The sequence below is a fragment of the Blautia hansenii DSM 20583 genome, assembly GCF_002222595.2.
Classification (GTDB): Bacteria; Bacillota; Clostridia; order Lachnospirales; family Lachnospiraceae; genus Blautia; species Blautia hansenii.
Genome location: NZ_CP022413.2, coordinates 64,983 through 88,546, shown reverse-complemented (window position 1 = coordinate 88,546; position 23,564 = coordinate 64,983). Strand labels below are relative to the sequence as shown.

Here is a 23,564-nt window from a genome sequence, read left to right as displayed (position 1 = left end):
CTATCCCCTCTTCCTACTCATTATTTTTATTAGAATTTCTTTTTTAATCTTAACACACATCTCTCTCTTTGATATAAAGAAATAAATAGTAAGCATGAAAAAATAGATAAAAACACCTATTATTATCAAAATAATAAGGCTTATAGTATTAATCGATACACATTTTTTAATACTATTCAATAACCAATACATAATTAATCCCATAATCAAAAAAATCATATTGTTGAAAATATAATTTTTTATTGGCAAAGCATTCTTTACAAACCAACTTTGTAAAAAAGTCATTGTAAATTCTGCTATTAAGGTTCCCATAACCGCTCCCATTGCACCTAATTCAGGTATTAATACTAAATTAACACATAAATTTACTATTGCACCAATAATCAAGGATATTGTATACTCTTTATCCTTTGATCTCGGAATTAAATACTGTGTTCTAATTACATTGCCAAAGACAGAAAACAATACTGCTGGTGCCATACAAGCTATTAACTCTCCACATTCTCTAAACTCCTCTCCCCAAAATACCACTGAAAATATATCTGCTACTGACATCATCCCAAATACAAATGCACTTCCTAAACATACTGTAAAGAACATGGTATTTTCTATATATTGTTTACTTTCCTTTTCTTTCCCTTCTGCTATAAGATTTGCTGTTCTCGGTAGCATTACTGTCCCTAAAGCGGTAATTACTGCTTTAGGAATCCCTATTATTTTATCAGTATTCTCATAAAAACCACTTTCCACTACATTGCTAAAAACCCCTATCATATACTTATCCATATTTGCGAAAACGCTAATTGCCAGTACTGGTAAAAATAATATCAAAATTGGTCGTATATGAGGCAAAACATCTGACAACTTTACTTTAACAAACTTTATTTGTTTTATTAATTGGGGCCATATAATGAGTTGTCCCAAAAACATAGATCCTGCATTTATAAAAGTAAATTTCCACAAGTCATCTGGCGTCTTTACAAAAATAAATATACAAATAAGTCCAAAGATTTTAACAAAGCAATTTCTAAGAACTGTCGTTTTAAATTCTTCCATCCCGTAAAAATACCATGTAATATCCACTGCATTAGCTAAAATAAAAAATGCTTGTATAGCTGATATCACCATATATTTCTTTGCCCAAAATATAACATAAATACTGTATAGCACTAACATTACTACTGACATAAATAACTGAAATGTATATATGCTAGAAAAAGTTTTGTTAATATCTTTTTTATTTACTCTTGCCATTGCAATAGTTCTATTTCCGTAATTAGAAATCCCTAGCATTGCAAATATCATAAAATAAAATACAATTGAATAAGTCCATGAATTTATACCTATCTTTTCTGCACCTAAAGTTCTCGCTAAATATGGGGATGTTATAAGAGGAATTACAATGGCCAAAATTTGGTATCCTATATTATATAAAAAATTTACTACTATATTTGTTTTTTTCATGGTCTCATCTTTCTTAAATGTTATTTTCCATATTCAAAATACTTTCAAGATATGTTCCTTCTATATTTTCATACTCTATGTGATGATTTAGTTTATGAAAGCAAGAAATTCGTTTTATTTCTTCCCATCGTTCCTTATTAAATTTTGTTTGTAACTCAAAAAACAATGTATGGGGGCTGTGGTTATTGAATGTAGGTATTTTTTCCCATTCTTGGGAATAACGGCGTGCTGACATTGTTAAAAAAATATGAAATAAAAAATAATTATTTAAATTTGAATGCTCTTTCCAATATGTAAAGAGTAATTTCCTTGTTAATAGTAAAATTTTATTATTACTAACGGATGATATAAACCAACTTGATGCTATACTAGGCATCTCATCCATACGTATTAAATCCATCTGCTTATATAAAAATAATGGTACATCAGAAATATACTTTGGTACTTTCGATGTACAGTAAACAGTCGCATCAATCCAAATCCCTCCATATTTACACAATAATTCAATTCTCAACAAATCGGAATAATGTGCAAATGGAATCTTTCCCTTTTCCCACTTACTTTCTATATATTCTGGAAATTTAACATAATCAGATATGTTTTTTTGTGTTAATACAATAACATCATACTCACAAAGATTTTTTCGTACCGATGCAATACACGCTTTTACTAAGGGAGGCGCAACTTCTTCTCCTTGAAACCAACAAATCCAAACTATTTTTGATTTCTTTGTTTCTTTGGACTGTACTCCTTCTTTTATTATGTCTTGATATTTTTTAGAATATTTTTGATATACTTTATACATCCTTAACTGAAATTCCAAATTATTATTATTAACTATATAAATTGGAAAATTATGATGAATTTTTCTAAGAATTTTTTCGCCTATACTTCCATCCTCAATAGCTTGTACTACCTTTTTAATCATTTTCTATCTTCTCTTTTCTTCTTTTTTTTATTTTTGCTGCAACGAATAGTGAAAAAATAGCAATACAATCTTGAATTTTTTCGCCATAGGAACTTTGTCTTGTACACATCGATAACAGGAAAACTTTTTTGCTTCTTTTAAAACTTTTTAGTAAATCCCTGTTAATTATTCCCCTTGCTTCTATTACAATATTAACCATCCAATTACAGTACATTTGAATAGCTCGTTCATACAATTCCTTATCTTTATTATCTTTATAAAAACTTATACGTTTTTCATGCATTTCTTTTTGCATTTCTATTTTCTCGTTAGTAAGCTCCGATAGTTTTATGCTTCCAGCTCGTTGTACATAATTATATAATGGTTCTGCCACAAAACTTACTTTAGTTAAATTATAAGATACTTCAAAATTAAAAAATTCATCTTCATATAATTTTCCTTTTTCAAATCTAAGATCCTCGAGTAAATTTGATGCATATATTTTGTTCCATGCAACAACATATTTATATCCATCCGCACGCATTACTCTGTTAAGCATTTCACGCCCTGTTATAATTTCATTCTTTTTTTCACTTACTAACTTTCTTTTTATTACACTTCCATTATCATTAACAATATTGAAAGAACAAACTGCCATTTGTGCATTATTAGATACTAGAGATTTATATAATAGTTCTACATAACGAGCTTCTACATAATCATCAGAATCAACGAAAACAATATATTTTCCTTTGCACACATCAATCCCTACATTTCGAGCATCTGATAAACCACCATTTTTTTTATTGACAAGCTTAATGCGTGGATCCATCTGGCAAAATTCCAAAGCGACTTCTGTACTCCCATCTGTGGATCCATCATTCACTAAAATAATTTCCAAATTTTTATATGTCTGTTGCTGTATACTTTTTATACATCTTTCTAGATAATCTTCTACATTATAAATAGGAATTATTATTGATATTAATTCTGACACTAACATAGTCCTCCTCTGACATGGCATTTTATTTATATTTTTGTTTCTTTCTTTTTATATATTCTTTAAATTGAAAAAATAGGTTTATCACAACTGTGTTATGAGTATTAAAAATAATATATAAACACTTCTCCAACATATTTTTAGGACCATATAATTTCTGTTCTGTTTTATTAAACCATTCTTTATGCTGTTCCATATACCGATTTAATATTTTACATTTTTGAATAAAATCTAACTTACATCCCTTTTTATGCAAATTATTAGCATACATAGACATTATGGTAAACGGCAAATACATATGATTTTTGTAATATTCTTTTCTTGCATTTGGATATTTACAAAACAACTTTTCCCATAATACAAATTGTTTATCTAAATCCTGTTCTATGTTTTCCACATAACGCTTAGACAAAGAATCTGGATTAACATTTTCAATATGATAATAAACATTTTCTACTTTTCCAATAGTATTTGTTTTTAATAAAAATAAATAAGTGAAATATAAATCCTCCCCCAATTGCATTTTTTCTGGGAAAAAAATATCATTTTTTTGTATAATCTCTTTTCTAAAAATTTTCGCACATGCGCTCTTAGGAAAAATATCAAAAACTTTTGAACCAATTTCTTCTAATGTTCTAGCAACGAATTTCGTTGCTAAATTTTGATTACCACCATAAAGTGTAGCATTTCTTTCAATATGACTACACGCCACTAAATCTAAATTATTTTTTTCTGCATAATTAATCATCATTTCTAGCAGATATGGATCTAGCCAATCATCTGAATCTAAAAAAAACAAAAATTCACCATCCGCATTTTTAATCCCATTATTTCTCGCAGTAGAAACTCCTGCATTTTTTTGATTAATTAACTTTAAATTTTTCAAATCCGCATATGATTGTAAAATATTAAGTGTACTATCTGTAGAGCCATCATTTATAACAACTATTTGTATGTTATTCATAGATTGTGCTAGAACACTATCTATAGCTTTTTTTATTGTTTTTTCTGCATTATATACTGGTATTATAACACTTACTTTATATTCACTACTCATCTTTTCTATATTCATTGTCCCTAAATCCTTTTACATTTCTTATTGATAAAAAGAAAAACACAAGATATGTACATCTTGTAAACAAACAATTCCAAACTATTACACCTATCACAATCATAATAGAAAATATAGCTGTTGAAAACTGCTCAGTCTCAATATATTCTTTTTTTTGATATATTCCAGACAAAAAAACACATCCCAAAAACGCCATTAATAATCCCAAGCCTATAAATCCTAAGTCTGCAAAGCTTTTCCCTAACTCATAAATATATTGACCTGCATTAGTTCCAATCCCAGTTCCAAACAGAGCAAACATCCAATCGTTTTCGAAAACATTATGATATACAAAAGGTATTGTATTTGTTCTTCCTGCATATGTTGTTCTATCTTCATAAAACAATGCACCTTCTAAACTTTGAAACACCCTTAAATTTTCAGGCATAACAATTTTTAACACTTGATATGCTACAATAAGTAATCCAACTATTCCTAATATAATAATCGTAACTCGAATTTTCTGCCTTCTATTTTTTTTTCTTAATAAAAATATTAAAAAAACTCCTATAACAAACATAACAAAAAAAATCTTTATCTCAGCTAAGGCACATATAATACACGAAAGAGCAATCTGCAAAACTGAACGCTTCCATTTCCATCTTCCATCTACAAAATATATTACTGCCAGTAAAGAAATAGCCAAACAAAAAATCCCTTGCATAGCATTATTATACTGTGTAAATCCAAATATGCCATTACAAAAATCCGGATGTAACTTCAAGATAATCAGTTGATATGATACTAAAAACAAATTAATTATTTGTACAGTACTCATCAAATTAATTATTTGTACGTAAAACCAATCGCTTAAGTACTTTTCACAAATAAAGAATGTCAAAAACCCTCCTAAAATATATCGTAATCTTAAAAAAGCATCATAATAATTATAAGATGACCAAGAAAAACTAAGAATAGAATAAATTATAAATAGTATAGCTATCAGTCCATAATACATTTCTATAGAAATTCTTAATCGAATCTTATCCCTATTCATAATAAAAACCAAGAAAATGTTAATAACACATAAAATATCTGGAATATAAAAAAGCACGCTCATATTTTCATTTAACGAATATAATAACTCATTAAATAAGCAAAATATCAATTGAGTCATTAAAAATATATTAACTAATTTCTTAATGTTTAAAATCATTTCTAGTCACCTTTTATAATCTCTGATACAATTTGAGCAAAGTTAGCATTAAACCTTTCATTATTACTATTCTGTCTCTTTTTCATTCTGTTTACTAATTTGTCATACTCAAGAATTTTTCTCTTCATATCTGCAATCTCTTCCACAACCAAAATGTTTTCCATTCTCTTTGCAACTTGCTCTACAAACTCCACCTGATGATCATTTACATGTTCATTATATTTCTTTTGTCTCGGAACCACAATTGGTATTTTCCCCATTTGTAAAGGCATAATAAAACTTGCCGGTCCACCATGAGTTATAACAATTCTTGCTTTAGAAACATTCTCTACCATTTGTTTATATGGTAACAAGTTTTTCCACTCACAGTACTTAGGTTCGTAAGTACTAAATCCAGTTTGTATAATAACTTCTTCTTTAATGTTTCCTTCTTTTTTTAAATTATCAATACATTCTATTAACCTATCAAATGGCTGTTCATGCGTTCCAACTGTTACAAATATCATTCTCTCAACCTCATTTTAAAATATGCTACCTAAATTAATCGCTTTCTTATAAACCTTTTTTTGTTCTTCCCATTGCACAATAAATTTATCTACAATTGGATACACCAACTTTCCAGTCATCGTAGGTTTATCAATTCTGTCAAATACTTCTATATAAATCAACTTTGCACCAAATAATTTCCCCAAATAAAAAAATGGGACTGCTACCGCTGCTCCAGATGAAATTATTAAATTGGGCCTCTCTTTTCTCAAAACTTTCCATGCTAATACTGTATTCCGCAATAAATTTTTTATATTTCTGTTTGTCGGAAAATAACACGAATACATTTTCTCATTTTCCAGCAAACTCCTTGCATCTTCTTTATCAAAAGTAACCCAAAAATGTTCTTTACTTTCCCAAAATGGTTTTAACATATATAAATGTGTTAAATGTCCGCCTGATGATCCCACCAGACAGACTTTCATATCTTTCTTTTTATTCATTATTAATTTCCTCTTACAACCCTAGCTATAACATTTTTATTTCGATCCACTTCCCTTAAACACTACCATCACTGTCTTAAACAAGATCTTAATATCCAATCCTAAATTCCACTTCTCAATATACTCTCTATCCAGTCTTACCACTTCTTCAAAGTCTGTAATATCACTTCTTCCGCTTACCTGCCACATTCCTGTGATGCCCGGCTTAATTGCCATACGTGCACGGTGATGATAGTCATATTGGTTCCATTCATCTACTGTCGGTGGTCTTGTCCCTACCAGAGACATATCTCCTTTTAATACATTCCAGAACTGCGGAAATTCATCAAGAGAAGTTTTTCGAATAAACCAGCCTAAACCCTTTTTCGTTCCGTCCGGTCCGCTGCCGATAATTCGTGGATCTGCATCCATTTTAAACATCAGTCCCTGCATCTCGTTTTTATCTATCAATTCTTTCTTCCGTTCTTCTGCATCCATATACATACTGCGGAACTTATAGATTTTAAACTTTCTTCCATTTTTACCAATTCTCACCTGAGAGAAGAAGATTGGTCCCGGAGAAGCAATATAGATTGCCGGTGCAAGGAACAATGTGGCAATTCCTGTAAATAACAATCCCACAAATCCTCCGCAGATATCCATAATCCTCTTTACAAGAAGCTGTAATGGTGTTGCCATATTTAGACTTGCAGTTAACACATGGTAACTTCCAATTTTCCTTACTTCTTTTGTTCCCGAATAAGCATCTACATTAATTAATGTATTATGTACAGTAACGCCCATCTCAATACAAGTATTTACCAGCTCAAGAGGTAATTGATATTTTCTTTCCACATGAATCCAAATACTATCAATCCACTTTGTCTGAATATAATCCGGAATTTCTTCTGCCTTACATACAACGGGAATTCCCAGAATATCGCTGTCTACCATATCGCTTTTGTCTGCCAGTACAATTCCCACGATTTCCCATTCTTTATACTGTGTGTCAAGAGCCCGTTCAATAAGCCTCTTTGCATTATGACTGGTTAATACAGCTATCATTTTTCTCTTTTGAGCAAAGTTTTTATTATAATGAAGTAAATACTGTTTCCATAAAATTCTCTCTATATATACCAGTAAAATTCCGCTTATATAGAATACTACAAAAGATATACGAGAAAATTCTTCTCCGTTTTTGCTTAAAAACAAATAACACACTTCGATAACTGCTATCATAGTAACATGATACGCTACATTTCGGAACTCCAGAAAATATCCCCTTCTCATAATTCCGTGATGGGACTCCAGAAAATATAATGCACAAATGTCAGCAAAGCATATAACAATATCTATGGTAAGATATATTTTTGATTGAAAAGGCTCAGTCCATCCATTTCTCATGATACAAGAAAAAATATATGCTATTTGCAGCGCAATTAAGTCCAATAATATAAAGTCCCAATGCTTTAGCCAACTATTGGCATTCTTTCTATACATGTTCCCACCTCGTGTTTCTTCTAAATTTCTTTTATTTTACAATATAACCCAATTCTAACAACTTATTATAAAGTGCATCTGCAACCTGTGTCTGTCCGTCTGCTGTCGTTGTTGTAACAGTACAAATATCAATGGTGCTGATGTAATGTTCTCCCCATGTTTCTTTCATCACCTTTTCATATTCCGGTATATTCACACTGCCATCCATTGGTCTCACACCCACAATGATAAATTTGTCTTTATTCGCTCCGAAAGTATCCAGAACCTTCTGTTGCTGTTCTACTAATTCCTTAGGATCTTTATTCCATCCGCCATAATATCCCATAGTAATAATCGGAATATAGTCTTTATCAGAACGTTCCATCTCTTCAGCAGTCAAATCACGAATTCCCGTTTCTGTCACCGGAGGAGTTGTACCTCCTGCACTTGCTTTGTGCTTCTCAATATATTTGTCCAAATCAGTCTGCGGTACTCCCGCCATTTTCATTACTGATAAAGTCCCTGCACCGGCCAGTGTTTTATTTGCATATTCCAGTGTATATCCTTCCGCTTTCAGCTTTTCTTCTAATTTTACTCTGGAAGAATATTGCAGTTCGTTTTCTGCTGTAAAAAACTCATCACCCCAGAAAGAAATCCCTGCCGGGATCTGAGGCTCTTCCTTTTTTTCTTCCTTCGGCTTTTCATCTTCTTCCTTGCCGTTATCCTCTTTTTCCGATTTATTTTCGCCTTTTATATTTTCTTTTTTGCTTCCTTTTTTTGCTTCCTGTACCAGCTTTTCATTTTTTGCTGCTTCTGTCTTTGAATCCCATGCAATAAATCCTGCCAAAGCCACTGTCAGAGCCGCGCATATAATTAACAGCAAAAAGTTCCATGCCCATGAGCTTTTTTTCTTTCTCTTCATTATATTTTCTCTGCCTTTTTATCTTTTTTACTATTTACTTTTATAGTAATAGTCATATTTTCCGTAATATTTGTTTTTCTCAATATTTACCTTATTTAAAACAGCGCCCAGTATTTTGCAACCGGTTTTTTCCAACTGTTCCATAGATTTTTGTGCCACCTTATAACTCACACGTTCGCTTTCAATTACTAACACAGCTCCATCACTTTCCTTTGCAATAATCGCCGCATCAATAACACTTCCCACCGGTGGTGTATCAATTATTATATAATCATAATAACCTCTAACTTCAGCAAGCAACTCACGAAACGCTTCCTCCTCCAAAAGCTCAGAAGGATTAGGCGCCATAGGTCCTGCAAAAATAATATCTACATTAAGAAAGTTCGTTTGGTAAATAAGAAATTCCTTTGCCAACTGTCCACTTAAATACTGAGATAAGCCATTTACCTTTTGCTTAATACGATATCGGCTTACATAAGCAGATTTACGAATATCCGCATCAATCAGAAGCACTCTCTTACCCATATTTCCGATTTCCTGGCACAACTGGAAAGTCACATCACTCTTTCCTTCGTTAGGAAAGCAACTTGTAAACATAATCGTCTTTACATTTTTACCTGTAAATTGAATGTTTGTACGAAGGGTTTTAATCGCTTCTTCGTAAAAATAATCTTTTTTTCTGATATCTGTTAATACGACTTTCTGTTCCATTATTTTCTCCCCTTCTTACCTTTTTTCTTTTTACCGTGTTTCTTTTCGTTAATATAATCTTTTCTGTCCGGTACGCTGGTTAATGTGGACAGTCCTAAATATTTTTCTATATCTTCTTCTGTCTTAATCGTGTCGTCCATAATCGCTACTACTGCAATCATGCCTGCACTTAAAAATAATCCTAAAAGAAGTCCTAAGAGCGCATTTTTTTTCATGTTCGGGCTTGCCTTGTGCGTTGGAAGCTGACCTTCATCAATAATCTTTGGCGCTTTTACTTCCATTTTATCCCCAATGAACTGAGAAGATATAGATGCAACCTCATTTACAATCTTCTGTGCCATCTTAGGCTCTGAGTCTTCTACTGTAATATTTAAAATACGTGTTCCTTCCGGATTTTCCACAGAAATTTTTTCTTTTAGTTCCTCATATGGCAACTCCAAGTCTAAGTTTTTCACTGTTTCATCTAAAACAGGACGGCTTGTAATCAGTACACTGTAATCCTTTGTAAGCTGTGTTCCCATCTGCACATCAGATACTGTTTCAAGCCCTTGATCTGTCAACAGCAGCATACTGGAGGTTGATGTATACGTGGGAGTAATCAAAAGCTTTGTAGCAACACAACTGAGACAGCCAAACAGCAAGCCTACTGCCAGAATAACCAGTATTTTTTCTTTCAAGACATAAAAAATCTGTTTTAAATCAATTTCTAATTCATCTTCACGCGTATTTTCCATCATCTCAATCCTTTTCTTTATAAAATTTTATTTTTCAGAATTTTCTCTGCATTTGCATAAGAAATATCCTTCATATATTCATTATCCAGATGTTTTTCCATCCAGTGCGAAGCTTCCATAAGTTCCGGTTTTCTCGTTCTCATGTTGTGCATATCACTTCCGAGAAAATGAACATTTCCTTCCTTCAACATCTTTCTGCACCATCTGGTTGTTTCCTCATACCATTTACCTCCAATAGGCTTATAATTCATCTGCATGAGAGCACCTGCTTGAATCAATTCCTCCACACGTCCCTTTTCTCTTAATGCAGAATACCTTTCAAAGTGAGCAATAATTGGTGTATACTGTGCCATAGTCAATTCTCTTACTCCATTAATAATCATAGAATATGGCATAGAAGGATGGAATTCTGTAAGCACATAAGAACTTCCGTTTAATGTAAGAAGCTTCTTTTCATCCAGTTTTTGTACTACATCCTCTGTATAGAAAACCTCCTGTCCCGAATAAACAGTAAAATTCTCCTGAATTTCTATTCGGGCTCTTCTTTGCAGTTCTTCTCTTAACATCCTAAATCGTTCCGGTTCTTCATTACGAAACTGTCTGGAATAATGAGAAGTTGCAACAACTGCATACACGCCTTGCTTAGCAGCAGATTTCAGCATACGCAGACTTTCTCCAAAGTCCGCTGCTCCGTCATCCACCCCCGGCAAAACATGGCAGTGTAAATCAATTCTTTTCATAACTTTTTTACCTCATTGCACAACTACCCCCCCCCTAAAAAATTTACTAAAATGCCTTATACATCTAAACTTCCTTAAGGGGGAGGGGGTAATTATTTTTAACTTCAAAATCCATCCCGTCACAAAAATTCAGTATTTTTGCAAATCGGACACCAATCAATCTTGAAGTCTCATATTCATTAGTATTTTTGTCTTTGGTGACCAATATAAATGTAATAAGCATATTATATCGTAATTATTGTAACACTATCCCCTCTCTTTTTCAACAAATCATACTTTTTTCGTCTCCAAAATTTATAAAATTTTTGGTTGATTTTAGTTATTTTTAACAAATATTAAAAAAATGGCGCCATAACGTAATTTTTTGTTATAACACCATTTTCCTATAATTATAAGTCTAATTTCAAATCATTTTCTTTAATCCATCCATATTTTCTAAAAGGAATAGCAATCAGCCATGTAAACACTGCCGGAAGAATAAAGCAGATTAAAGCCATCCCAATCCAGTCTATAGGTGTAATGGCTGCTTTTACACCGCTTGCTATATCATTTACCCATCCTGTATAGACGCCAATCTGACCTACAAAGCCACAAGTTCCCATACCGGAAGCTACTGCTGCTCCATTCATTTCCATATGAAACAGGCAGGTTGCCAATGGTCCCGTAATGGCAGACGCTAAAGTAGGAGGCAGCCAGATTTTTGGATTTCTCACAATATTTCCCATTTGAAGCATGGATGTTCCAATTCCCTGTGCAAAAAGTCCGCCCCATTTGTTTTCACGAAAGCTCATTACTGCAAATCCCATCATCTGTGCGCAACAGCCTGCTACTGCTGCTCCTCCGGCAAGCCCGGTAAGAGATAACGCTGCGCAGATTGCAGCGCTGCTGATTGGAAGTGTCAGTGCAATTCCCACAATCACAGAAACTACAATTCCCATAAAGAATGGCTGCAGCTCTGTTGCCCACATAATAGCATTTCCTACACTGCTTGCAGCGTAACCGATTGCCGGCGCCCACCACAAGGATAAAAGCACACCAACGGCAATGGTTGTAAATGGAGTTACAATAATATCAATCTTAGTTTCCTTTGACACTAATTTTCCGAACTCTGCTGCAAAAATCGTTACTACCAGAACTGCCAGAGGTCCTCCTGCTCCGCCCAACTCATTAGCTGCCATTCCCACCGCTGCCAGTGAAAACAATACTAACGGCGGACACTGCAGCGCATACCCGATAGAGATTGCCATAGCTGCACCTGTTGCTTCCTTTGCGTAAGTTCCCACAGTCACTAAAATATCAATTCCGAATTGTTCTCCCAGCGTACTGATAATTGTACCAATCAGCAGAGAAGCAAATAAGCCCTGTGCCATAGCGCTTAAGGCATCAATTCCGTACCTCTTTGCAGAAAAAATAATATTTTTTCTTTTTAAAAACTCTTTCATATCCTTTTCCCTTTCCAAACTGTCATTTCAAGTGTCTTGTCAGTCAGCATCTATTATGCACAGTTTTAAAGGGTTCGTCAACTATTTACGAGCTAAATCCGGATAATTCGTAATCACCGCATCTACACCTGCGTCCATAAACATTTTCATATCTTCTTTCTTATTCACCGTCCACACACGCACCTTTAACCCACTGTTTAAGTAAGTTTCCAGAAAATCTGCCATTTTCAGGTGGTAAACTGCCGGATGCAGTCCTTTTACACCTGTCTCTTTTGCATATTTCTCCATATTAAGAGTTACATCACTGAACAAATATGCCGTTTCTGCATGAATATCCTGCTCTAATATTTTCTGAATACTATAATGGTTGAAAGAAGAATAAATAACACGGTCTTCCATTTTTTTGTTTTTCACAATTTCTATGGTTTTTTCTTCAATTCCTTCGTACCAGTAAATACCTGTTTTTAATTCGATATTTACCTTCATAGAAGAATTTTCTACCAAATCCAGCACTTCCTTTAAGGTCGGTATCTGAACTCCTTTGTATTTTTCTATATGATTGTGAAAGGAAAATTTTTTCAATTCTTCTAATGTATAATCTCTTACTTTTCCCTGTCCATCGCTGGTTCTGTTAAGAGTTTCATCATGAATAACCACTACTTCTCCGTCTTTTGTCAGATGTACATCCAGTTCAATGCCGTCTGCTCCCTGCTCCATTGCCAGACGGAAAGCCTCCAGTGTATTTTCTGGGGCATAACCGCTGGCACCTCTGTGAGCAAATATTTCTGTCATGCTCATTCACCTCTGTTACTGATTTACAAGATTATATTCTTCAATCGATTTGTTAATAGCATCTGCCATATTTTTTACTGCCGTTTTTACATCTGCATTTCCATTGAGAAGGTTTTCAATTTCAGACTCTACCGTTGCTCTTGCTTCAGGGAATACGCTTAACAATGCACCTACATATTTTGGTGAAGAATCATGTAACTGATGTGATATTTTGTGAGCGTAAGGAGTGGATAGGAATTGAAGAAAGGAGTTCAGCATGAGAAGAAAAAAAGATAAAAGCAATGGCATTACTGCTTTGTATGAAAGACTGTCTCGTGATGATGATAATGCTGGAGAGAGTAACAGTATCGTTCATCAAAAGCAAATGCTTGAAGATTATGCTATAAAACATGGCTTTACGAATCTTGTTCATTTTACCGATGATGGTTGGAGTGGAGCGACCTTTGACAGACCTTCATGGAACAGACTTGTTGAAGGTGTTAAAAACGGAGAAATCACTGCCTGTATCTGCAAGGATATGTCCAGAATCGGCAGAGATCATCTGCAAGTAGGTTTTTTCACTGACATTCTGTTTAGAGAAAAGGAAGTTCGATTTATAGCAATCAATAATGGTATTGACAGTGACCGTCAAGAAACCAGTGAGTTTGCCCCTTTTCTGAATATCATGAATGAGTGGTTTGTCAGGGACACAAGTAAGAAAATTAAAGCTGTACTGAAATCCAGAGGTTCTTCCGGCAACGCTCATACAAGTAATATCCCACCATACGGCTATTTGAAAGACCCCGAAAACCCCGACCATTGGATTATTGATGAAGAAGCTGCTGAAGTAGTCCGCAGAATTTATCGCATGACTATTGAGGGAAAAGGACCTTATCAGATAGCAAGAGAACTTTCAGAAGAAAAAATAGAAAGACCGTCTTATTATCTTGGAAAAAAGGGACTTGGAAATCATGCAAGCAACTATGACAAAGAAAATCCGTATATGTGGCGAGGAAATCAGGTTACTACTCTGATTGCCCGACCAGAGTATATCGGAAAGACTGTCAACTTCAGGACATTCAAAAATTCCTATAAGGACAAAAAGACGAAAAGGGCAGACAAGGAAGATTGGGTGGTTTTTGATGATACACAAGAGCCTATCGTCGATGAAGAAACATGGCTGCTTGCTCAAAAGTTAAGACAGAATGTAAGAAAAGCAGATCCTATGGGCGAGCCTAATGTTCTGACTGGAAAGATTTACTGTGCTGATTGTGGTGCGCCGATGTATAATCACAGGCAGCGGAAAGGGCGAGAAAGAATATACTATACTGCCAAAGGCGAAAAAAGGACAAGTTATTCCAATCCGGCAGATTGTTATGAATGTTCCACTTATAATCTTGCTTATCAGAAGTATGATCGTCACTGTACTTGCCACCATATTTCAACAAAAGCACTTAAAAGCATCATTCTGAAAACCATACAGGAGACTTGCCATTATGTTTCTTTGAATGAGCAGGAGTTTGTCTATTCTCTGCAAGAAGAATCGGCGATGAAAGATATTGCTGTTTCTGAAACTGTAAAAAACCGCATTGAAAGAAATCAGAAGCGAGTTCACGAACTGGATATGCTTATCAGGAAAATCTATGAAGATAATGTGATTGGAAGATTGCCGGACAGACTTTTTCAGAGTATGCTTACTGATTATGAAAATGAGCAGAACGAGCTGAACAAGATTATTGAGACTGACACCGCTGATATGCAACGGATTATAGGCGGTCAAAATAATGTGGAGCGTTTTCTAAAGCTGGTCAAAAAGTATGAGAACATTACAGAACTTACTCCTGCCATGATAAATGAATTTATCGACAAAATTCTGGTTCACGAGCCACAAGGAAAAGGTGCAGACCGCACCACAGAGGTGGAGATATATCTTAACTATGTCGGGCAATTTCAAGTACCTGTGGAGCAGCATGAACCAACCGAGGAAGAAAGGATTGCTGCTGAAAAAGAGGCGGAACGACTTCGCAGAAAACGAGAATCCAATCGTAAGTATATGAAAAAGATTCGTGAGAAATCAAAAGAATTTGCGGAGCATGAGCGTATAGCAGAAGAAAAAAGCTCTGATAGCAATGTGTGTGTTGAACAGAACGCCACAAGCAAATCAAATCGGCAAAAAGTGAAAGGAGAAAAAATAGCATGACAGAATTGAAACCACGAATCCATGATGAAAGCAATGGTCTGGACTATGTTCTTGTGGGCGATTACTATGTGCCGGACTTGAAGCTGCCGGAGGAACACCGCCCTATCGGTATGTGGGGCAGACTGCACAGGACATATTTGGAGCAGTACCGCCCTGCAAGGTTATCTGCCCTCTGTTTATCCGGCGAACTGCATACTTACCTTGCTGACCTGAACAAACAGGCAGCGGAAAGGTGCAGCCTTATCATTGAGCAGATGAAACAAGCCGAGGGTGTGACCGAAACCATGAAAGCAGACAATCAGATGTTGTGGGTACAGTCCATGAACTCTATCCGTAACCGAGCCGAAGAAATCATCAGACAGGAAATGATTTACTGCTGATTTTATCAAGTCCAAAACCAACAATTTTATATCGTCAACGAAGCGACAGGTATTTCCTTATGAAGTGTCTGTCGCTTTTCATTTATCAAACTTTAAGGAGGAAAACACAATGAAGATGAACCGGAATGAAATGGAAGCCCTTTATGCCTTTGGCTGTCCGAACCTGAAAGCAACTGTCGAGCGTTTGCGTATGGTGGCTGCCCTTGCACCCGATCCGGTGGCGAAGAAGCTGTTTTATATGCTTTCCGTCAAGCTGAGTGCTGAGGGTGTTGAAAGGTGGTATCGTTGCTTTTACCGCAGGCTGAGGGTGTTGAAAAACCGTAGGGAGGGCTGCTATGACGAGACTGACGAAGATTGAGAAAGAAACAATCGTTCTCTTTAATGAGGGCGAGGACAAGGCAAATATCTACACCCACAACGCCGGATTGAAAAAGAGGTTGGCTGCTTTTGCTAAGAAGTACCCTGACCTTTGCCGACTGGAAAAATCCAATGTTCAAGGCGGTGTTTCTTATGTGCTGGCAAAGTTCCGTCTGTCTATCCGCTTCCTGCCGCCTTACAGCGAGGAACGCAGACAGAAAGCCAGTGAATATGCGAAAAAGCATGGGCTGAACAGCCAGCAGGGATACTGTGATAATCAGGGCTGATATGCGGTTAAAATGTCAGGTGCAAACCTGATGTTTTGACCGTTGCCTATCGCCTGTGAGGAAAGTATCGGAGACTATAAATTTTACGGAAATGTGCGTTACAAGGTTTGAACAGGAACTCTGTACACAAAATTTTTTCTTCCATTCTTTAGGCTGATGAAGTATAATAGACAAAAGATAATTTTAGAAGTGAGCTTTTCGGGAGGCAGTATATATGGAAAAAAGTAAGGTAGAATTTGTATATAAAAATATTTCTTCATTAAACAAGATAAGTATAGTGAATAAAAAAATATTTCGTATTTTGCCATATATTTGTGTGCCATCACTTGCTATAGGGGGGATTGCGGTTTTCCTAAAAGAAATGTTGCCTATAAAAGGAGTGTTGCCTAATTATATTAGACTTGTTTGCTTAGTCATATTTTTCTTAACCTTTTTGATGTGGTTGGTGTCTTTCTTTTTTGAATACATTTTCCTGTTTTTATGGAAATGCCCTGTATGTAAAGGAAAATTTCCATGGTATAAGACTACTTTGGGATATTTAGGAGAAGAAGGAGGTAGTCTTGTAAATAAAGAAGTTAAAGATATTTGTGACCGCAAGAATAAGAAAATATCTTTAATTCAATATGAAAATAGCAATTTAATCATTCCCAAAAAGTGTCCGCATTGTGGTGAAGTTATATGGAAAAAATAATTTTTGTAGATTACCTGTAATCTGCCACAACTGAATATGACCGTTAAGGTCAGATGAAGAAACTGATGTATTGAGCGTAAAGCGATCATGCGTCGGTTTTTCTTATTTCATGAGCTGACAGAATTCCGACTGTATATCACCCGTGAGGAAAGTATCGGGGACTATGGGTTTTGCGGAAATGTGCGTTACAAGGCTTGAACAGGAACTCTGTACACAAATTTTTTTCTTCCATTCTTTAAGTTGATGAAGTATAATGAGATATGAAAAATTGAGGTTTTTAATACTCGATTTCAAACAATCATTTTTATATAGCTGGAACTATGGAGGGCAAAAAATGAATGATTTTTTACGAATGTGTTTGAATATAATTACACAAATAGGCCCCTATTTAGTTGTACTTCTTCTTTTGAAATATCTTGTAAATCTTCAACAAAAGAGAGCTAAAGAACGAGAGGAAGAACAGAAAAAGGGAATAATAAGGACGCATTATATAATAAAAACAGAGAAATTCCTTGTCGTGGCATTTATCGTAGGTACAATATTTTTTGCTTGTTGTACGGCTATGAGTCTTAGGGAAAAAGAAGATATGTTTGTCATTTGTATATTTGGAATATTTTTTTTAGTAGGCATAAGCGGAATAGTCAATATGGTAATGTGGAAACTGGAAGTGAACGGAGATGAAATCACATGGCGGTCAACTTTTGGAAAAAAGAGAACTTTTCGTTTTGGGGATATTACCTACTGCGAGAGAAAAAAAGGTTCTGTGCGTGTATATGTAAATGGGGAAAAGCTATTTACCATTGATAGTAATATCGATAAAGAAGAATTTATGGAAGATATAGAGAGAAGAAGAATCCCTGTAAAACCTTACTGGACAAATCAGCATAAGAAGAATCGTAAATGACATAGATTTTATAACAGTACGATGTTAGACAACTGAATATGACCGTCAAAGTCGGATGAAGAAACCGATGTATTGAGCGTAAAGCGATCATGCGTCGGTTTTTCTTATTTCATGAGCTGACAGAATTCCGACTGTATATCGCCTGTGAGGAAAGTATCGGAGACTATGGATTTTGCGGAAATGTGCGTTATAGGTAAGTAAAAAACTACTTGATAGAGCGTGAATTGAATTGTTCATATCGGTATGATATAATTTACTGAAATGAAGCAAGAAGGTGGACTTTTGTATGAAAAAATTTTTGAAAATATTGCTAATCATTGTAGGAATAGTTTTTTTGATTTTTGCAGCGCTGATATGTATTGGACTGTTTGTTGATTATGATGACCATATTGAAAATGGTCGTTATACTTATGTTCCGGAAGATGACAATAAAGACAATGCATATGTCGAATTCAATTTGAGTGATTACGATAAAAAGGATTCTGAACTCATATATTATAGTTCTGTCGAAGAAGCTATTTTGAATTCTCCTTTGAATGCTGAAAATGAAGAATTTTCTGTTCCAGAAGATTTTCTTAATCATGTTGATGAAATATTGCATATATGGAATGGCAAACAGTATGATACTATTTTCTATCGGGCAGGAAGCGATAACGATCCCGTTCAAGGTTTTGTGATGGCACGCTGCAAAAAACAGGTGGAGGAAGCAAGTGTACAATATGCATTTATGAATGCTACACCGGTTACAACTAAAGCGGATAGCATTCTTATATCTGATATTACAGAACTAATTCGTTCATCTTTAAAATTAAGTGATTTTCAACAGGACTTGAATCCAAATTATCCAGATACCAGATTTGTTTTTGGCTATGCACATGATAAGGAAATTTACTCATTAGAAGTAGAAGGTCAAAAGCCAGATGGTGTTATTGAAATCAATGTATATGACAGAACGATGTATCTATGGTATTATGATGATTTAAAGAGCGACAAGAGAGGAAACAATCTAAGTTATTCAGTAGATGTGCCAGAGTAATTTTTCAAATTGGCTAATCTGCCACAACTGAATATGACCGTCAAGGTCAGATGAAGAAACCGATGTATTGAGCGTAAAGCGATCATGCGTCGGTTTTTCTTATTTCATGAGCTGACAGAATTCCGACTGTATATCACCCGTGAGGAAAGTATCGGGGACTATGGATTTTGCATAAATGCGCGTTACAAGGCTTGAACAGGAACTCTGCACACAAATTTTTTCTTCCATTCGTTAAGTTGATGAAGTATAATGAAAAATAAGATAAAGTTAATTCTTGGAGGTGTTATTCATGTTTGGTTTTAAGAAAAATGAAAAGCCAACGCTCATTATTGAAGCAAAAGATCTAATGGAAATTATCAAGTCTGATTATGATAATGATATGGCTTTTACTCTTATTGAGTTTTCCTATAATGAGAAAAAATATGTGATGGGTTCCTGTGTTTTACCTGCTAACGCAGAGGAATGTAAAGAAAATATATCTTTTATATTTCAAGACAGAGTTTTTGAAAGTTTTGAGGAATTTCAAACTGCTATTATTATAGATAATAAAAACATCTTACAATTAGAAAAACCCCTTGAAATTTTAAGAGCAGGAATTATTGATAATGAGCCTATGCTGAAAACGCCATGGGGAGATAAAAGATTAGCTGATAAAGCTGTTAATAAATAGCGTGTCGCTTTGAAAGGAGTACAAATTTATGGCATTATTGATGTTTAGAACTTTTGGAGTGATTATAGTATCATTTATAGTCTTAATTATGTATGTTTTGCATAGAAAGAAAAATGGGAAGTTTATAAAACGAAAGGCTGTCAATGAAGAAGAAAAAATAAAATATCAAAAATGGGAAAAAATAATCAATGTGATGGCAGTTGTTGGGTTATTGATTCTCGGTATATTTATAACTGTTCCTTGTTGCTTGGATATACCTTATTTACTATCTAACAATTTAGTTGAAGTTACCGGAGAAGTTACACAAGGTGCAATGTCAGGAGAAAACTCTAATAGTGAAAGAAGAATACATATTAGAGATGAGAAAACTGGAGAAGAACATTCATTAAAATATTGGGGAACAGGTAGCGATTTAGGAGATAAGATAACTGTAAGGTATTTACCACACACAGAATATGGGTATGTAGTTGAATAGAATAAAAATAAATATCCTATTTTGTTTTGGGAAATTTGTAGATTACCTGTAATCTGCCACAACTGAATATGACCGTCAAGGTCAGATAAAGAAACCGATGTATTGAGCGTAAAGCGATCATGCGTCGGTTTTTCTTATTTCATGAGCTGACAGAATTCCGACTGTATATCACCCGTGAGGAAAGTATCGGGGACTATGGATTTTGCAGAAATGTGCGTTACAAGGCTTGAACAGGAACTCTGTACACAAAATTTTTTCTTCCATTCTTTAAGTTGATGAAGTATAATGAGATATGAAAAATTGAGGTTTTTAATACTCGATTTCAAACAATCATTTTTATATAGCTGGAACTATGGAGGGCAAAAAATGAATGATTTTTTACGAATGTGTTTGAATATAATTACACAAATAGGCCCCTATTTAGTTGTACTTCTTCTTTTGAAATATCTTGTAAATCTTCAACAAAAGAGAGCTAAAGAACGAGAGGAAGAACAGAAAAAGGGAATAATTAGAACGCATTATACAATAAAAACAGAGAAAACATTGACTATTATATTTGTTTTTGGAATTTTATTTACAGGAGGTTGTACTGTAGCAAGTGCTATCCAACAGGATGATATATTTCCTCCCTTGGTATTTGGCATTGCATTTGTTGTGTTTTTTATAGGCTCATTGAATATGATTATGTGGAAACTGGAAGTGGATGAAGATGAAATCACATGGCGTTCAACTTTTGGCAGAAAGAGAACTTTTCACTTTGAAGATATTACCTATTGCGAGAGAAGGAAAGGTTCTATGCGTGTATATGTAAATGGAGAAAAATTATTTACCATTGATAGTAATATTGACAAAGAAGAATTTATGGAGGACATAAAAAGAAGAAGAATCCCTGTAAAATCTTACTGGGCAAATCAGCATAAGAAAAATCGTAAATGACATAGATTTTATAACAGTACGATGTTAGACAACTGAATATGACCGTAAAGGAAGATGAAATATGAAAAAAGAGTTGAAACAAATATTGCTTATATGTTTATTTTTAATTATTGGTTGTGTACTTGGTTATTTTGTAGCACTTAATCAAATGAATCAACTTAGTGACCCTGAGTACATTGCGTTTTGGACAAGTCAAAATATGTCTGTTCCTGAACCATTAGGATTTACAAGAAGTATTCTTTCTTTTGGATTGCTTTTTGCTGGAATACCAACAGGTTTGATTTTTTATAGTGGTTTAGTTAAGAAATGGCTAACTCCTATCGCACCTAAAATTATAATTGGATTTGTTACTTTCCCGATTTATACACTTGCTGGAGTAATCGGTTCAATTCCTTTTATCATTTATAAAGGAATTTTTCTATTCAAAAATAATAGATGTAAATGACAACGAGCTTTTCAAGAGTAGGGTGTTTATCAACTACTTTTTAAGGCAACCACGCAAGGACGATCAGCTACATAGTTGGTCGTTTTTGTTTATCCATTTGCAGATTATCCGTAATCTGCCACAACTGAATATGAACGTTAAGGTCAGATGAAGAAACCGATGTATTGAGCGTAAAGCGATCATGCGTCGGTTTTTCTTTTTGCAAAATAGTCCGGTGGACTGTTTTGTAAAACCGAAGGAACTGACGGAGCTTGGGACGGGGCGAAGTCAGTTTGTTCGGGCGGGAGTACAGAGGGTGCAACCCTTTGTGCATGGGTACAGGGAATGCAATACCCCTGTGCAGGTCAAGGGCGGCAGCCTTGCCCAGTTAAGTGGCGTCTCGCCACTTAATACTGGGTATTACTTGACGCAGAAAGCCGCAAGGAATCAGCTTCGCTGCCCTTCTCCCCTGTCGGGGAAATCAAAAAGAAAAGGAGGAATTCATGTGAAATTAACAAGGCACAATGGACGAGCCGGAAAGAATGGCGTTTATAATCCGAAGCACAATGACCGCAGTTTTGACATTGCCAACAGCGAACACATTGACGAAGAGCGAGCCAAACAAAATCTCTATTGGGACTGTTACAATGGCTTCCGCAATTTCAAAAATTCCGAAAAGGAAAATGAGCTGTCTGCCACTTTTGAAGATGTGGAACAGCTTTTTTATCGTCAGCGGTATCGTGATTTTGTAACCGGACAGAACGAAAGAAATGTGAAGAACCGACACCCTGAAAGAAATAAGGAAACCGGAGATTTACTCAAAAGCAAAAAGACCTGTCCAGAGGAAACGGTCTATCAGATTGGAACACTTGACAATCATGTTCCGCCGGAACTGCTCATTGAGATCGTCACAGAATTTATGGAAATCGTAAATGAGCGTTTCGGTTCTCATGTCCATATCTTGAATTGGGCGCTGCACTTGGATGAAAGCACCCCTCATATTCACGAGCGTCATGTGTTCGACTGTGAAAATCAATATGGGGAGATTGCCCCACAACAGGAAAAGGCTTTGGAAGCACTGGGGTTTGAACTGCCGGAACCGGAGAAGCCGGTCGGAAGAAAAAACAACCGCAAGATGACTTTCGATTCAGCTTGCCGAGTGCTGCTGTTTGATGTGGCGAAAAAGCACGGCTTACAACTGGAAGAAGAACCGGAATATGGTGGTCGTGCTTATCTGGAAAAACAGGACTACATTATTTTCAAGCAAAAGGAGCAACTGGCAGCACAGGAGCAAAAATTGGAAGAACTCACGATGAAGATTGAGGATGTGGAAGCTCTGGTGGATGAGGTTGCCGATATTGCCTATGACAAGGCGGTTGAGGTCGTTGCTGATACTGTGAAACTGGAAACGCACAAGGAGGATATTAAGCTGGTGGAGCAGTCTAAGGCATGGGTTCTCTCCCCTGAGCGTAAGGCTTCAAAGAAAGAAGTTGAGTATGCAGTGAAACGATTGGATGGAGTGATTGCCAGAATCACAAATGCTATGAAATCAACCATTCAGAAAATCCAAACCACGCTGATGAAACCGGAGGTCAAAAAAGCCGGAACGGAGCAAATCAAGAAGAAAGCCAAAAGTTCCATTATAGAGCAGTTGAGCCACAAGAAGAAAGAAATGGCAGAGCGTGAAGTGAGCCGAACAATTCCGGAGAAAAGCAAAAAACAGGATATGGAACTCTAAGGTACTTGCTGTTTTCACTTTGAAAATGACAGGTGCTTTTTTCGTTTCAGGAAAGGAGTCA

At 35.2% G+C, this 23,564-nt stretch carries 26 protein-coding genes and 1 pseudogene; 12 read left to right on the top strand and 15 right to left on the bottom strand.

Going from position 1 to position 23,564, the window contains the following annotated elements; all coding sequences use genetic code 11:
- The 15 genes and pseudogenes from CGC63_RS00470 to CGC63_RS00400 all read right to left on the bottom strand — a co-directional run.
- Positions 1-1,464 (bottom strand): flippase, encoded by a 1,464-nt coding sequence (locus CGC63_RS00470; protein ID WP_003023098.1) that lies wholly within the window; start codon positions 1,462-1,464, stop codon positions 1-3.
- A gap of 13 nt (positions 1,465-1,477) precedes the next feature.
- On the bottom strand, positions 1,478-2,392 hold the full coding sequence (locus tag CGC63_RS00465) for a capsular polysaccharide synthesis protein (RefSeq protein ID WP_003023099.1): 915 nt from the start codon (positions 2,390-2,392) through the stop codon (positions 1,478-1,480).
- Positions 2,385-3,368: a glycosyltransferase family 2 protein gene (locus CGC63_RS00460; RefSeq protein WP_040351248.1), complete on the bottom strand. Its 984-nt coding sequence runs from the start codon at positions 3,366-3,368 to the stop codon at positions 2,385-2,387. The genes CGC63_RS00465 and CGC63_RS00460 overlap by 8 nt, the downstream gene beginning before the upstream one ends.
- Positions 3,369-3,396: 28 nt before the next feature.
- The gene (locus CGC63_RS00455; RefSeq protein WP_040351249.1) at positions 3,397-4,428 is read right to left on the bottom strand and encodes a glycosyltransferase family 2 protein; all 1,032 of its coding nucleotides are present in this window, start codon (positions 4,426-4,428) and stop codon (positions 3,397-3,399) included.
- Positions 4,421-5,638 carry a hypothetical protein gene (locus tag CGC63_RS00450; protein WP_003023102.1) on the bottom strand — a complete coding sequence of 406 codons (1,218 nt, stop codon included), beginning with the start codon at positions 5,636-5,638 and terminating at the stop codon, positions 4,421-4,423. The genes CGC63_RS00455 and CGC63_RS00450 overlap by 8 nt, the downstream gene beginning before the upstream one ends.
- 2 nt (positions 5,639-5,640) lie before the next feature.
- The gene (locus tag CGC63_RS00445; RefSeq protein ID WP_003023103.1) at positions 5,641-6,144 is read right to left on the bottom strand and encodes a glycosyltransferase; all 504 of its coding nucleotides are present in this window, start codon (positions 6,142-6,144) and stop codon (positions 5,641-5,643) included.
- A 15-nt stretch (positions 6,145-6,159) separates the two neighbouring features.
- Positions 6,160-6,627, bottom strand: a complete 468-nt coding sequence (pssD, locus tag CGC63_RS00440) for a PssD/Cps14F family polysaccharide biosynthesis glycosyltransferase (RefSeq protein ID WP_003023104.1) — start codon at positions 6,625-6,627, stop codon at positions 6,160-6,162.
- A gap of 36 nt (positions 6,628-6,663) precedes the next feature.
- Positions 6,664-8,106 (bottom strand): sugar transferase, encoded by a 1,443-nt coding sequence (locus CGC63_RS00435; protein WP_003023106.1) that lies wholly within the window; start codon positions 8,104-8,106, stop codon positions 6,664-6,666.
- 31 nt (positions 8,107-8,137) lie between these two features.
- Positions 8,138-9,007, bottom strand: a complete 870-nt coding sequence (locus tag CGC63_RS00430) for a hypothetical protein (RefSeq protein WP_003023108.1) — start codon at positions 9,005-9,007, stop codon at positions 8,138-8,140.
- Between the two features lie 30 nt (positions 9,008-9,037).
- Positions 9,038-9,718 (bottom strand): CpsD/CapB family tyrosine-protein kinase, encoded by a 681-nt coding sequence (locus CGC63_RS00425; protein ID WP_003023109.1) that lies wholly within the window; start codon positions 9,716-9,718, stop codon positions 9,038-9,040.
- The gene (locus tag CGC63_RS00420) at positions 9,718-10,455 is read right to left on the bottom strand and encodes a YveK family protein (RefSeq protein ID WP_003023110.1); all 738 of its coding nucleotides are present in this window, start codon (positions 10,453-10,455) and stop codon (positions 9,718-9,720) included. The genes CGC63_RS00425 and CGC63_RS00420 overlap by 1 nt, the downstream gene beginning before the upstream one ends.
- Positions 10,456-10,469: 14 nt before the next feature.
- A complete protein-coding gene (locus tag CGC63_RS00415) occupies positions 10,470-11,192 on the bottom strand; it encodes a CpsB/CapC family capsule biosynthesis tyrosine phosphatase (RefSeq protein WP_003023111.1) in 723 nt (240 codons plus the stop codon).
- A gap of 389 nt (positions 11,193-11,581) precedes the next feature.
- Entirely contained in the window at positions 11,582-12,634 is a 1,053-nt protein-coding gene (locus CGC63_RS00410; RefSeq protein ID WP_003023115.1) for a PTS sugar transporter subunit IIC, read from the bottom strand.
- Between the two features lie 81 nt (positions 12,635-12,715).
- Complete coding sequence (locus tag CGC63_RS00405) at positions 12,716-13,426, bottom strand: glycerophosphodiester phosphodiesterase (protein ID WP_040351220.1); 711 nt, start codon at positions 13,424-13,426, stop codon at positions 12,716-12,718.
- Between the two features lie 15 nt (positions 13,427-13,441).
- A pseudogene (locus CGC63_RS00400) lies at positions 13,442-13,627 on the bottom strand (ABC transporter substrate-binding protein); the annotation flags it as partial.
- A gap of 55 nt (positions 13,628-13,682) precedes the next feature.
- Between CGC63_RS00400 and CGC63_RS00395 the strand changes: the two are divergent.
- From CGC63_RS00395 to CGC63_RS00340, 12 genes are all read left to right on the top strand, one after another.
- Positions 13,683-15,605 carry a recombinase family protein gene (locus CGC63_RS00395; RefSeq protein ID WP_003023119.1) on the top strand — a complete coding sequence of 641 codons (1,923 nt, stop codon included), beginning with the start codon at positions 13,683-13,685 and terminating at the stop codon, positions 15,603-15,605.
- Positions 15,602-15,985, top strand: a complete 384-nt coding sequence (locus CGC63_RS00390; RefSeq protein ID WP_003023120.1) for a TnpV protein — start codon at positions 15,602-15,604, stop codon at positions 15,983-15,985. Before CGC63_RS00395 ends, CGC63_RS00390 begins: the two co-directional genes overlap by 4 nt.
- A gap of 109 nt (positions 15,986-16,094) precedes the next feature.
- Positions 16,095-16,343, top strand: a complete 249-nt coding sequence (locus tag CGC63_RS00385; RefSeq protein WP_003023122.1) for a hypothetical protein — start codon at positions 16,095-16,097, stop codon at positions 16,341-16,343.
- Positions 16,321-16,629: a hypothetical protein gene (locus CGC63_RS00380; protein ID WP_003023123.1), complete on the top strand. Its 309-nt coding sequence runs from the start codon at positions 16,321-16,323 to the stop codon at positions 16,627-16,629. The genes CGC63_RS00385 and CGC63_RS00380 overlap by 23 nt, the downstream gene beginning before the upstream one ends.
- Positions 16,630-16,843: 214 nt before the next feature.
- The gene (locus CGC63_RS00375; RefSeq protein ID WP_003023125.1) at positions 16,844-17,320 is read left to right on the top strand and encodes a hypothetical protein; all 477 of its coding nucleotides are present in this window, start codon (positions 16,844-16,846) and stop codon (positions 17,318-17,320) included.
- 253 nt (positions 17,321-17,573) lie between these two features.
- Positions 17,574-18,224, top strand: coding sequence for a DUF6560 family protein (locus tag CGC63_RS00370; protein ID WP_003023127.1), 651 nt, complete (start codon positions 17,574-17,576; stop codon positions 18,222-18,224).
- A 286-nt stretch (positions 18,225-18,510) separates the two neighbouring features.
- Entirely contained in the window at positions 18,511-19,260 is a 750-nt protein-coding gene (locus CGC63_RS00365; RefSeq protein WP_003023129.1) for a hypothetical protein, read from the top strand.
- Between the two features lie 289 nt (positions 19,261-19,549).
- On the top strand, positions 19,550-19,930 hold the full coding sequence (locus tag CGC63_RS00360; RefSeq protein ID WP_003023131.1) for a hypothetical protein: 381 nt from the start codon (positions 19,550-19,552) through the stop codon (positions 19,928-19,930).
- Between the two features lie 28 nt (positions 19,931-19,958).
- A complete protein-coding gene (locus tag CGC63_RS00355; RefSeq protein ID WP_003023134.1) occupies positions 19,959-20,405 on the top strand; it encodes a hypothetical protein in 447 nt (148 codons plus the stop codon).
- A 285-nt stretch (positions 20,406-20,690) separates the two neighbouring features.
- Entirely contained in the window at positions 20,691-21,341 is a 651-nt protein-coding gene (locus CGC63_RS00350) for a DUF6560 family protein (protein ID WP_004844830.1), read from the top strand.
- 61 nt (positions 21,342-21,402) lie between these two features.
- The gene (locus CGC63_RS00345) at positions 21,403-21,786 is read left to right on the top strand and encodes a hypothetical protein (RefSeq protein WP_003021642.1); all 384 of its coding nucleotides are present in this window, start codon (positions 21,403-21,405) and stop codon (positions 21,784-21,786) included.
- Positions 21,787-21,967: 181 nt separating this feature from the next.
- Positions 21,968-23,503 (top strand): plasmid recombination protein, encoded by a 1,536-nt coding sequence (locus CGC63_RS00340; protein ID WP_003021645.1) that lies wholly within the window; start codon positions 21,968-21,970, stop codon positions 23,501-23,503.
- The last annotated feature ends 61 nt before the right edge of the window (positions 23,504-23,564 follow it).